Annotated in this window: 12 protein-coding genes; 4 read left to right on the forward strand and 8 right to left on the reverse strand. The window is 38.0% G+C overall.

Features of this window, described 5'->3' with window-relative positions:
- Window positions 1-5 precede the first annotated feature (5 nt).
- Genes GL301_RS10970 through GL301_RS10995 form a run of 6 tightly spaced genes read right to left on the reverse strand, consistent with a single transcriptional unit; the run spans window position 6 to window position 5,171 of the window.
- Window positions 6-905, reverse strand: a complete 900-nt coding sequence (locus GL301_RS10970; protein ID WP_003727868.1) for a ketose-bisphosphate aldolase — start codon at window positions 903-905, stop codon at window positions 6-8.
- Between the two features lie 16 nt (window positions 906-921).
- Window positions 922-1,776 (reverse strand): class II fructose-bisphosphate aldolase, encoded by an 855-nt coding sequence (locus GL301_RS10975; RefSeq protein ID WP_003724557.1) that lies wholly within the window; start codon window positions 1,774-1,776, stop codon window positions 922-924.
- A gap of 17 nt (window positions 1,777-1,793) precedes the next feature.
- Window positions 1,794-2,888, reverse strand: coding sequence for a PTS fructose transporter subunit IIC (locus tag GL301_RS10980; protein ID WP_003727867.1), 1,095 nt, complete (start codon window positions 2,886-2,888; stop codon window positions 1,794-1,796).
- A gap of 16 nt (window positions 2,889-2,904) precedes the next feature.
- Window positions 2,905-3,216 carry a PTS fructose transporter subunit IIB gene (locus GL301_RS10985; RefSeq protein ID WP_003724558.1) on the reverse strand — a complete coding sequence of 104 codons (312 nt, stop codon included), beginning with the start codon at window positions 3,214-3,216 and terminating at the stop codon, window positions 2,905-2,907.
- A gap of 12 nt (window positions 3,217-3,228) precedes the next feature.
- Window positions 3,229-3,702 (reverse strand): PTS sugar transporter subunit IIA, encoded by a 474-nt coding sequence (locus GL301_RS10990; RefSeq protein ID WP_003724559.1) that lies wholly within the window; start codon window positions 3,700-3,702, stop codon window positions 3,229-3,231.
- Between the two features lie 11 nt (window positions 3,703-3,713).
- Window positions 3,714-5,171 (reverse strand): BglG family transcription antiterminator, encoded by a 1,458-nt coding sequence (locus GL301_RS10995; protein ID WP_003724560.1) that lies wholly within the window; start codon window positions 5,169-5,171, stop codon window positions 3,714-3,716.
- 195 nt (window positions 5,172-5,366) lie between these two features.
- Between GL301_RS10995 and GL301_RS11000 the strand changes: the two genes are divergently transcribed.
- Genes GL301_RS11000 through GL301_RS11010 form a run of 3 tightly spaced genes read left to right on the forward strand, consistent with a single transcriptional unit; the run spans window position 5,367 to window position 7,987 of the window.
- Window positions 5,367-6,269, forward strand: coding sequence for an ABC transporter ATP-binding protein (locus tag GL301_RS11000; protein ID WP_003724561.1), 903 nt, complete (start codon window positions 5,367-5,369; stop codon window positions 6,267-6,269).
- A complete protein-coding gene (locus GL301_RS11005; RefSeq protein WP_003724562.1) occupies window positions 6,262-7,497 on the forward strand; it encodes an ABC transporter permease in 1,236 nt (411 codons plus the stop codon). The genes GL301_RS11000 and GL301_RS11005 overlap by 8 nt, the downstream gene beginning before the upstream one ends.
- A 16-nt stretch (window positions 7,498-7,513) precedes the next feature.
- Window positions 7,514-7,987: a GNAT family N-acetyltransferase gene (locus tag GL301_RS11010; protein WP_003727865.1), complete on the forward strand. Its 474-nt coding sequence runs from the start codon at window positions 7,514-7,516 to the stop codon at window positions 7,985-7,987.
- Window positions 7,988-8,576: 589 nt separating this feature from the next.
- Here GL301_RS11010 and GL301_RS11015 read toward each other — a convergent pair.
- Window positions 8,577-9,242, reverse strand: coding sequence for a GntR family transcriptional regulator (locus GL301_RS11015; RefSeq protein WP_003724564.1), 666 nt, complete (start codon window positions 9,240-9,242; stop codon window positions 8,577-8,579).
- A 213-nt stretch (window positions 9,243-9,455) separates the two neighbouring features.
- Here GL301_RS11015 and GL301_RS11020 point away from each other — a divergent pair, with 213 nt between their 5' ends.
- Window positions 9,456-11,198 (forward strand): class I mannose-6-phosphate isomerase, encoded by a 1,743-nt coding sequence (locus tag GL301_RS11020; RefSeq protein ID WP_003744357.1) that lies wholly within the window; start codon window positions 9,456-9,458, stop codon window positions 11,196-11,198.
- A gap of 38 nt (window positions 11,199-11,236) precedes the next feature.
- On the opposite strand, the gene GL301_RS11025 is transcribed toward GL301_RS11020, so the two are convergent.
- Complete coding sequence (locus GL301_RS11025; protein WP_003724566.1) at window positions 11,237-11,971, reverse strand: GntR family transcriptional regulator; 735 nt, start codon at window positions 11,969-11,971, stop codon at window positions 11,237-11,239.
- Between the last annotated feature and the right edge of the window lie 41 nt (window positions 11,972-12,012).

Here is a 12,012-nt window from a genome sequence, read left to right on the forward strand (position 1 = left end):
TTTTGTTAGATTAGTTCACTTCGCCAAGCTGTGGTTTTTGCTTGTTGGTATTTTTCAACTTGACCAATAGACTCAAAAAGTTCCATCTTATATTTCACCACTTCTTTCGCCGCATCAATACAGTCTGGGTAGATTGCGTTGGCATCCCAAAGTTCTGTTGTACTTAGAATCTCACGACATTTCTTATAAAAGGCGTATTTGTAATCGCTGGAAATATTTACTTTTTGAATTCCAATTTCGACAGCTGCAGCAATTTCGGCATCTGGATTTGCAGAACCACCGTGAAGTACAAGTGGAATATTCACTAAATCTTTTATTTCTTTTAAGATATCTAGACGTAATTTTGGCTCCTTATCTTTAGGATAAATTCCGTGCGCTGTCCCGATTGCAACAGCTAGCGTATCTACACCCGTGCGACTAATATATTCTTCCGCTTCTTCGGGTTTTGTATAGATAATCTCACTGACGCCGCCTTCAATACTGTTACCGGTTTTCCCGATAGTCCCGAGCTCACCTTCAACTGAGACCCCCAGTTTATGACAAACATCAACAACTTCCTTTGTAACACGAATATTTTCTTCAAAAGGAAGCAAAGAGCCATCAATCATCACTGAACTAAAACCACAACGTACCGCTCGCATCACATCTCCCATATTGTCACCATGATCCAAATGAAGAACAAATGGAACAGGACTATTTTTAATTCTTGCAAGAACATATTGGAAAAAGTCATCTTTCGTAAAATCTAATTCTGTTGGATGCACTGCAATAATTGCTGGAGCATTGTTTTTTTCAGCTTCTTCTACTACCACCCGTAAAAAGTTACTGTCTGCAACATTAAATGCTCCCACCGCGAATTTGTTTTCCTTAGCTACTTCTAATAATTGTTTCATATTTACTAACATATTTTCATTTCTCCTTTTAAAGTGATTTTCCGGTTGAACCGGATAGTTGAATATAATTTTTAACAGCTTTTGTGCCGGCTTTTATCGTTTCATGAATTAAGTCCACATAGTTAACGGCCGGATTTTCTTTTAAATTCGTTTTTATTTGATTTACTTGTGCTTTCATGAAGTCGGAGCCAACATTGATTTTATTGATGCCCAGTCGAACGGATTCTCGAATATTTTCCGCCCCGCAACCAGAACCTCCGTGCAAAACGAGCGGCATGTTTGTCGCGGATTTGATTTCTCTGACAATATCAAACTGGAAAGCCGGTGTAAAACCTTCTGGATAATCACCATGGGAAGAACCATAAGAAATTGCTAAAGCGTCAATCCCTGTTCGTTTAGCAAAATCGATGGCCACTTTGGGGTCGGTATACATTTCTTGATTGGTGTAATTATCTCCAGTCACCGCACCAATATTACCAACTTCCGCCTCGACACTAGCATGATAAACTTCTGCAAACTCGACCATTTTTTTCGTAATTGCAACGTTTTCTTCATAAGGAAAACTAGACGCATCCATCATCACACTAGAAAAACCATCCGCTAAGCATTGCTTCACTATCGCCACATCATGCCCGTGATCCAAATTAATTGCCACTTCAACACTCGCTTCTTCTGCCATTTTTATAATGGGTTTTGTCAAAAAGCGACTTCCTAGATGACTTGTCAAATGATCTTGAAGTAAATCAATGATAATCGGCGCACGAAGTTCTTGTGCAGCATCAATGACTGCACGAGCCGTTTCCAGATTAAAACAATTAATTGCCATTACTGCATAATGCTCCTTGTTCGCACGTTCTAACATACCTTTCATGGACACATACATTTCAAAATCTCCTCACCTTATGAAATTTTAATTCCAGACAGATCAACTTCATCTTCCTCTTCTAATCCTTGGTCAGCAATGAGTTCTTCTTCTTTAGTAGGTTCTCGTTTCAAGATGAGTAACATGGCTGCTGTGACACAAGTACCAATTAATAATGCTAAACAGAATAAGAGTGGTTCATTCATTGCTGGGACGATAAACATTCCGCCTGATGGAACTGGTGAGCCAATTCCCCAAGTCATACTAAGACCTCCGCCGACTGCCGCACCAAGTGTACAAGAAATAATAACGCGAATGGGGTCAACCGCTGCAATGGGAATAACACCTTCTGTAATCATACAAATCCCCATCGGGAAAGCAATTTTGATATTGTCTTCTTCTGACTTCGTGTATTTTTTCTTTTTAATTAATTTGGAAACTACCCATGAAAGGGTCACCCCGAATGGCGGAACCATCGAAGCAAGAATTTTTACTGCTTCTGGTTCTTTGACGCCTTCAAGAAGGAGCCCATCTGCGAATAAGGAGGCCACTTTATTTACAGGTCCACCAAAGTCAAATGCTGCCATAGCTCCAAGTACAGCTCCGAAAACAAAGCGCATACTGCCTTGCATGCCTTGTAAGAAGCTTGTCATCGCCTCCGTGGCCCAAACGATTGGAACCCCTACAACAAAGTACATCAGAAGCCCGACGACTAAACTACTAATAAGCGGAATAATCATCATTGGCATTAAACCTTGCGCCCATTTTGGCACTTTTAAATATTTCACAAGAATAAGTACAAAATAACCGACTAAGTATCCTCCAAGCATTCCGCCTAAAAATCCAGCACCGATTGAATTGGCGATAAGTCCCATAAGTAACCCTGGCGCAATTCCCGGCCTATCTGCTATCGAATAGGCAATCGCACCAGCAATAACTGGAGCAAGCAGTCCCATACCAAGCACACCGAGAGAGACAAGTGCATCTGGAATCGAATAAGGTGCTTTGTAGTTTTCAATAACTTGTCCATTTGTTAAATTTCCAATGGCAATAAGTAACCCCGAGGCAACAACTAACGGTAACATATACGAAATCGCTGTAAGTGCATGTTTTTTGATTTGCAGTTTTTTCATCATACCGGTTCACTCCCTAGTTATTTATTTCTTTGTCTATTTTATTAATAATTTGTTTTGGTGCTTTAATCGCTAGGTCTGTTGGAATTTCGACAACTCGTTTTCCTTTAAAACGATCCTTTCCGCTAATTTTAATATCGGCAGCAATAATAACTACATCGGCATTTTTCACTTGTTCTGCTGAAAGCTCGTCTTCGATACCAATTGTTCCTTGTGTTTCAATATGAACGTTGTGACCAAGCGCTGTCCCTGCTTTTGTTAGTTTTTCTTTAGCAATATACGTATGTGCGATTCCCGATGTACAAGCTGCTATTCCAATAATATTCATTCCAAACTCCTCCTAATCCTGATTTTTGGCTAACAACTTAATTAAATCTTCTTTTGTCTTTACAGTTTGAAATTGGCCAATCACCTCATCGTCCGCAAGTAAGATTGCTACTTTTTGAAGTAATTTAATATGAGTTGTTGTAGCATCTGAATTTTTCACTGCGAAAAGAATAATAATATTTACTGGTTTATCATCAAGCGACTCCCACTCAACAGGTTTTTTAGTTCTTCCAACGGCAATGGATGTACTCGTAACGCTCGCCGACTTCCCGTGTGGAATAGCGACTCCTTCTCCTAGTCCCGTTTTGCCTTCTTCTTCGCGATATAATACATCTGCTATAAAAGCATCTTTGTCTGCTACTGCCCCAGTTTCAACAAGTAAATCTGTTAACTCTTCAATGACTTCTAATTTACTTGTAGCTTGTAAGTCTAAATTTACAAGTGCTGGGCTTATTACTTTACTAATATCTAAATCTTGGATATCCATGAATTCGCCTCCTATAAACTTTCCATCAGTTTTTTTACCATTATTTTATCTTTCTCGGTAAACATCGCACTTACAAGTAACGATGGGATTTCTTTCGTACTTTCTGCATTAATTGTTGTTAGAATAAAATCAATATTCTGATAGTCTTGCAAGTTATTTTTGAATCTTGTAGATGATAAAACGTCTACTATTTCAACATCTGGAAAAGCTTTTTGTACCTTTACTTTCAAAAGTTCTGACGTCCCAATACCGCTTGAACACATAATGATAATTCGTTTGACTAGAGGAGACGCTTCCATGTGTTTCGCAAAATATATGGTAATATAGCCAACTTCATCATCAGAAATTGTATTTAATTTAAAGGTTTTTGCTACATCATTTGCAGTTTCTTTGATGATTTCAAATAGTCTGCCATACTCTAATTTGATGTCGCTTAACAAATTATTCTTTATATTAATTTGATGATTCATTCGGTTTACCATTGGCTTCATATGGCTCAATAGCTCGATCTTTAATTGCTTTTTATTAATCGGCATATTAATTTTAGCAGCCACTTGTTCAATATAAAAATCAGTCATCTCTTCCACAATCGGTAAAATTTTACCTGGAACTAATTCGATTTCATGGTTAAAACGAGAAGAAATCAAGTATTGTAAAAAATGGAAAGTCTCTCTCTCCGGTAGCTTCATTTTCAAATACTGTTCAATTGCATCAATGGCTTCTACAGCAATCGTATGCAATTTTTCATTTGTGACGATATAAGCATCATCACTTTCTTTAAAATCTTCTACTTCCCCTTGACGGAAACGGTTGATTAAAATATACAAATGTGAAAAGATATTAATATCATACGGATACGGAATGCTAATCATCAGCTTGTTCTCAATCAACTCCATTTGCCGCACAATAAACTGAACGTCAGCTTTATTGAGATCACTGTATTCTGTTTTCAAATCATCATAGGTCGATAAATCCAAGTTGTTAATCACTTCATTAATGGCGGTCCGGATGTTTTCTTCAGTGCCAACAACCCGTATTTCTTTTTGCCTTTTTTCAAGAGCCAAATCATATTTCTCGATGGCTTGATTTAAAAGAGAGAAATCATTTTTGATTGAATTATACCCAACATAATAATCTTCATACAGCTCTGTTACATTCAAGTACTTTGGTGATTTAAACAATACTTGCAGCAAGATTTTTTCACGTCTTTCTGTTGGTGTATAGCCAAAAATATCACCTGTCGTTTCTAATTTAGCTTGTATGTAAGCTTTATAATCTAACTTAAAACCACGCCCCTTTTCAGAAATGATGATATCCTTTCTTCCAGTTGTCTCATTGATGTTTTTAATCTTGCGATAAATCGTTTTAGAGGAAACGTCTAGAATTTCAGCTAATTGCTTTGCTGTCAAAAAATCGTTTTTCGTTAAGAACAAGTTAATTAATGCATGCTCCGATTTGGTTAGAAGCATTTCATCACCTCCCTCTACGCTCTATTATACACAAATAAAAGAAAACGGTTACAACAAGTTATGTCCACTACACTAGACAATTTTTTGGCTGAGTTTGTGAAAAAAGTCGTCGTCGTAGCTCTTTACTTTTAGCAAGACAATCCTCCAATAAAACCGTATAATAAAAACAGGGAACAATTAGAAAGGGGTGCTCGTGTGACGCTTGAACTACATAATGTTACGAAAAAATTTGGAACAAAAGTCGCTGTCAATGATTTATCGTTTCGAGTAGAACCAGGAAAAATACTCGGATTAATTGGTCAAAATGGCGCTGGTAAAACAACTACTTTTCGCCTTATTTTGCATTTTTTAGAAGCTACTTCTGGAAAAATCACTTGGGACGGCAAAGAAGTAAGCAAAATCGATCCAAATATTATCGGTTATTTGCCCGAAGAACGTGGTTTATATCCAAATGTCACAATTGAAGAACAATTAATATTTTTTGCTGAATTAAAAGGATATCCAAAACAAAAAATAAAGGCAGAAATTGATAGCTGGCTAGAACGCGCTGAAATTGTCGGTAAAAAAACAGACTTGATCAAAACACTATCCAAAGGCAATCAACAAAAAATTCAGCTTTTAAGTACAATTATTCACCAACCAAAACTAGTTATCTTAGATGAACCATTCAGCGGGTTAGACCCAGTCAATGCAGAAATTCTCAAAAAGTTTGTATTTGACTTACGCGCTTCAGGGGCTGCTATTATTTTTTCTAGTCATCGGATGGAGAATGTGGAGGAACTTTGCGACTCGCTATTAATGTTAAAAAAAGGAAATGTGGTCCTCCAAGGAACAACGGAATCTGTAAAAGCGGTTTTTGGTCGTAAACGTATTTTGATTGAATCTAGCCATAGTGCAGCAGAACTCGCTACTTTACCAGGTGTTTTAAATGTTCAAACCCACCGCGACGGGGTTCTGCAACTTGAAATTGAAAATGAAAGTGACGCAGAGAAAATTTTTGAATATGTGACAAAAGATGGTTTCATTCAAACGTTTAGTCTCCAAGCTCCGACGCTCGAAGAAATTTTCAAATGGAAGGCTGGTGAGCTAAATGAGTAAATTTTGGGTGATTACGAAGCAAGTTTACAAAAGACGCGTGAAAACAAAATCATTTTTAATTTCACTACTTTTTCCCGTTTTAATCGCCGCGCTCATCGCTGGTATTCCGAAAATGGTCGACTATTTTGACTCAAGTAGTGATATTACAAAGCTTGCGGTACTTGCAGAAGACCCTGTTTTTGCCAAATCTTTGGCTGCTGATAAAAATCATTTCAAAGTAAATACGGACATTAAAGACAAAAAATCCGCCCAGTCTGCTCTGAAAGACGGTAAGATAGACGGATTTGTCACGATTACACAGGAAGATGATTCAGTAAGTGCCGTTTATACAACGCAAGAAACAGCTGGTCAAGATACTATTACACGTTTAACCGAAGACCTTACAGCTACCAAAATCGCTGAAAAAGCGGCCGCATATAAAATCACCAATGAACAATTGCAATCTATCACATCTCCTGTTTCGGTAACCAATGATTTAGAATCCAACAATCAGTTAACAAACCACGAAAAAGATGTGATGAGCGCCGCTGTCCTGATTTTAACACTAGTTATTTTTATTTTCGTGATGAGTTATGCAAACATTGTTGCTTCTGAAATAGCTACAGAAAAAGGCACGCGCATCATGGAAGTCATTTTGTCCAGTGTTTCTGCGACAACTCACTTATTTGCCAAATTGACTGCGATAATTTTTATGCTTTTAACACAAATTGGGTTTTACATCGTTTGTGGAGCTATCGTCCTGATTGCTGGCAGAAACACCGAAATGGTTCAAAATGTCTTAGATCAAATTGCTGTTTTCCCAGCGTACTACCTTGTGCTAAATTTACTATTTGTTATTTTAGGTTTGTTGTTGTACATTTTACTCGCAGCAATGATTGGTTCGATGGTCCCGAATGTCGAAACTGTAGCCCAGTTTATTTATCCAATGACAATTCTTGCAATTATCGGCTACTGGGGATCCATTGCAGCAGCGAACGCGCCAGATAATATGTTAGTTATCATCGGTTCGTATATTCCGACATTCTCGCCAATGATGATGCTAGCCCGAATGGACTTACTTTCCGTTTCGACTATCGGCATCTTTAGCTCCCTCGCTATTTTACTCGCAAGCGTTGTTGGTGCATTCTTCCTCACAGTTCGTCTTTATCAAGGAAATGTGCTACTTTACAGCAATGACGGTTTATGGAAAACTTGGAAAACCTCGCTATCTTACGCAAAAAGAAAATAAGGAAAGTTGGTAAATTATGCAAATTAGACTATCTAAACGAGAAGATGCCGCTTCAATGATTGAATTAGAACATTTAGTTTGGACGCCAGGAACAACACCTGGAAGTATCCATTTTGATAGTGAAGCCGAATTTTTACTTAAAAGCCCACCCGGTTCCAAAATTGTTGTCGTGGCGGATGATAAAGTAGTCGGGATTCTTGGTTATAAGTCTCCTATCCCACTCGCAACCAATAAACACGTCGCAGAAATTGATATCGCTGTACATCCAGACTACCAACGCGCGGGCATTGGTCAACTTTTAATGGACAAAATGAAGGAAGTGGCACGCGAAAAAGGTTTCATTAAAATTGCCTTGCGTGTTCTATCCATCAATCAAAAAGCCATTCGTTTCTATGAAAAAAATGGTTTTAAACTGGAAGGACGCCTAGAAAAAGAATTCATTATTCAAGGCGAATTTGTGGATGATATTTTAATGGCTTATTTCCTCTGACAAAAGGCCTGGCTTAAAATTCAAACTGTGACTTTATAATCATTTTACAAATAAAGCGTTTACATTTATTTAGAACGGTTATATATAAAGTACAACGAACAAATAAAAGGTGATGCGAATGAAACAAACTTGGTGTACAAGCTGATTTTTTTCTCAGCTTTGTCATATGCCGGCAAAACGTCTGGTGAAGGATTTTAGTGTCAAGCAGCTACGGTTAGCTTACAGGAGGAAGGCGAGGAGTATACGCCGCGTCAAGGACTTTACGCTAACTTAGTTGTAGGAAGACGGAATTTCGTTACGTCGCTCGTTTATCAATATTTTTATCCTCACTACATTGGTAAATAAGCGAATAAAGTATCGTATCATTTATGGCCACTATTTAAGCAAGTTACGGGCGCTCATTTATTCGTAAGCTAGAATATCTTGAGAAGTAAGTAGCAAGACAAAGAATTCGCCTACTTGTTTGAAAATGCCTCACCGTTTTCCGAATGTTGTATGTTTATTCAGAAACATCCAGACATGGTCCGGCCCATCAGATGAGTGGCAAGACAAGCTCATCCGAAAAGAAAAACCCCGCGTGACGAAATCGTCATTCGGGGTTTTTTGATTCTGAAAACAAGATAGAGATATTCTTATCATAAAAGTGTTGAATGACTGAGTGGCATTTTTCAAATTCTTTCGCTTCTAGATGCGTTACCAAGTCTTCCAGGGCCTGCGAAACATCTATCGTAAAAGCTTCGAAAAATAGCTTTTCATTCTTTTCTTTCATATTTCGCAGCGTTTGACTCAGTATATCGATATTTTTCTCCATCGCCGGCATTTCTGTATAGTGAATCATGCAAGCATAAAAGTTTTTCACGTGATTTATAAATACATCTGTGTCTTGCTCCTTAGCAGCTAGTTTTATATAAACTAACTCCTTACGAAGGCATGTTGCGCATACTTCTGCGTCTTGTTCTTGTAGTTTTTGTACAGCATAATTTAGATGAAAAAAAGCTAACTTTAATCGTGATTTTTCGCGATGCTCAGCTTCACTATTCACGGCGACTGAAAAACCGCTTTCCCCAATGTTTTTGCACACAATACCACTCTTATGTAAACAATGGAGCGCACTAAAAGCTACTCGTTTGCTGACTTGAAATCGTTTCATGATGTCTTCTATGTCCACTTTCTCGCCATTTTCCAACGTATTGGCCATTATCTCATTCTTGATTTCTCCATAAATCGGATCTGCAACAAATCCACTTTTTTCCATAATTCGAACCTCTTTATTTTTTATTGCTTTCAATGTTATATTTTACACGAAATTTTTCCATTTAGATATGGCTTTTTGCGAAAAAATGTGTCCATTACGTTACAAAAACGATTGTATTGTTATAACAAAAATAGACAATAGATTGTAATGACAAAATAGATATACAATGCTATATTTATATTGTAATAACAATATAATCAAGGAGTGATTGTTTTGACCACGTACGATTTAGCACCCGAAGTGAAAATCCACCAATTTGATGGTGCTTGGGCGGGTTACAAAGATATTGCTACAGAACTAAGAACGGCTATTCAAAAAAAGAAGCAAGACCAAACTATCGTTGCGATTGAATGTTACCCCGGAACACGAAATGAAGAAATTGCTGCCGAACTACTTCCATTATTACCAGTCGAAAAAGTGGTTTTTGCAGATGATTGGGCATTAAACAATGAAGAAGTAACAGCTACAATCCAATCTCACTTAACAGATGACCGGGTGTTCGGCATTATGTCCCACTATGAAGTGAGCGACTTTTATCCAGCAGAAAAACTTGCTGAAATTCAAGCGGAAATTGCTGCTACTAAAGGGTTAGTTGTGGTTTACGGGACTGGCGCAACTGTTATAGCACCAACACCAGACATTCTTATTTATGCTGATTTAGCTCGATGGGAGATTCAGTGCCGCTACCGCGGAGAAAATAAACCTAACTGGAAAGCAGACAATGCCGGTGAAGATGCGCTTCGTAAGTTCAAGCGTGGTTATTTCTTCGAGTGGCGCATGGCTGATCGGCAAAAGAAAAAGCTTTATCAACAAGTAGATTTCTTACTTGATACCAATAAAAAAAATGAGCCAAAAATGGTGCGCGGAGAAGATTATCGAAATGGCTTGAATCAAGTTTCCAAAGCCCCTTTTAGAGTAGTTCCTTACTTTGATGCAAGTGTATGGGGAGGTCAGTGGATGAAGAATAACTTTGGGCTTGATCCTGCAGCTGATAATTACGGCTGGGCATTTGACGGCGTTCCAGAAGAAAATAGTTTATACATGCGATTTGGAGATATTCGGATTGAAGTTCCGTCTACCAATGTAGTAAACCATTTTCCGAATGAATTACTTGGGCCAAAAGTACATAGCCGTTTCGGTACGGAATTCCCGATTCGTTTCGACTATCTCGATACAGTGGGTGGAGGGAATTTAAGTCTGCAAGTCCATCCATTAGTAGAGTATGCGCAAGATAAGTTCGGTATCCATTATACCCAAGATGAAAGTTATTATATTTTAGAAGCAGATAACGACTCTACCGTGTATCTTGGAACAAAAGAAGGTACAACAAAAGAAGCGATTATGACAGATTTAGAAAAAGCCGCTGAAGGAAATTACCGTTTTCCCGATGAAAAATATATTAATGTCTTCCCTGTAAAAAAACATGACCATATTTTAATTCCAGCTGGGACGATTCATTGTGGTGGTCCAAGTACCGTCGTCCTAGAAATTAGTGCAACTCCTTATATCTTCACGTTTAAATTATGGGACTGGGAACGCACTGGACTCGATGGCATGCCTCGCCCTGTTCATTTAGAGCACGGCAGAGAAAATTTACAGCTTGACCGCGACACCAAATGGGTAAAAGACAACTTAATAAACCAATTTGAAACATTACATGAAGATAACGATTCAAAAGTAGAGCGCACTGGTTTGCATGAATTAGAATTTATTGAAACCCACCGCCACTGGTTTAAAGAAACGGTTACCGTCCATACAAACGATAGCGTCAATATGCTCAATTTGGTAGAAGGAGAAAGTGCTGTCGTTGAAAGTATTGACGACTCTTTCGCACCGTTTGAAGTGCATTATGGAGAAACATTTATCGTTCCTGCGATTGTCGGAACTTATCAAATCAGAAATACGAGCGATAATGAAGAAGTGGCTGTTATTCAAGCTTTTGTACGTAATTTATAAAAAAGAAATGCCTATCAATATTTTTGATAGGCTTTCTTTTATTCAAAATCAATATAATAGCGATAATGCTTTCCTATATAAAAACATTCGCTGTATTCTCTAAAATCACTTTCTTTTTGTTTCGTCATCCGCACCCTTTTCAAAATTGGTTCTTGTTTGTCGATTGCGAGCGCTTCCTGTACTTCACGATTAGGCAACATCGCTTCAATATATTCCTTTTCTTGATTCACGACAATACCGAAGCCTTTCAAATATTCATAAAAAGAACCGTAATAATCTTCTGCTTTAAGTGAGTAATCTTGATTATAAGGAATAAAACTGATAAATAAAGCAAATGCCAAGTCTTTCGTACCGCGTAGCCGCTTAATTTGTAGCACCTTGTCCCCGACAGAAAGCCCTAGCTGTAACGCAATTTTTTTATCGGCATTGATCACTTCTACTTCCGCATGTAGCGTAGCCGCCTTTTTACCAAGTTCTTTCATCTCATTCGTAAAACTGCGCACTAACGTAAAATGCTCATCCTCTGCTTCTTCCCAGTCACGTACAAAAGTACCTTTCGCGCGCTCTCTATAAAGTAAATTCTCACGAACGAGTTCATCAATTGCTTTTCGAACGGTAATTCTACTGACATTGTATAACTCACATAAATCAAGCTCTGGTGGAATTTTATCTCCAGTTTGCCAAACTTCTGTTTGGATTTTTTCTCGTAAATCATCAGCTATTTGCGCATAGAGCGGAGATGCATCGTACATTTTATTTAACTTTCTCACCATAGTAAGCCTTCCTTCTCAAATTGTATTATTGTCATCACAAT

The sequence above is a fragment of the Listeria sp. LM90SB2 genome (assembly GCF_028867355.1).
In the GTDB taxonomy this organism is placed as follows: Bacteria; Bacillota; Bacilli; order Lactobacillales; family Listeriaceae; genus Listeria; species Listeria monocytogenes_B.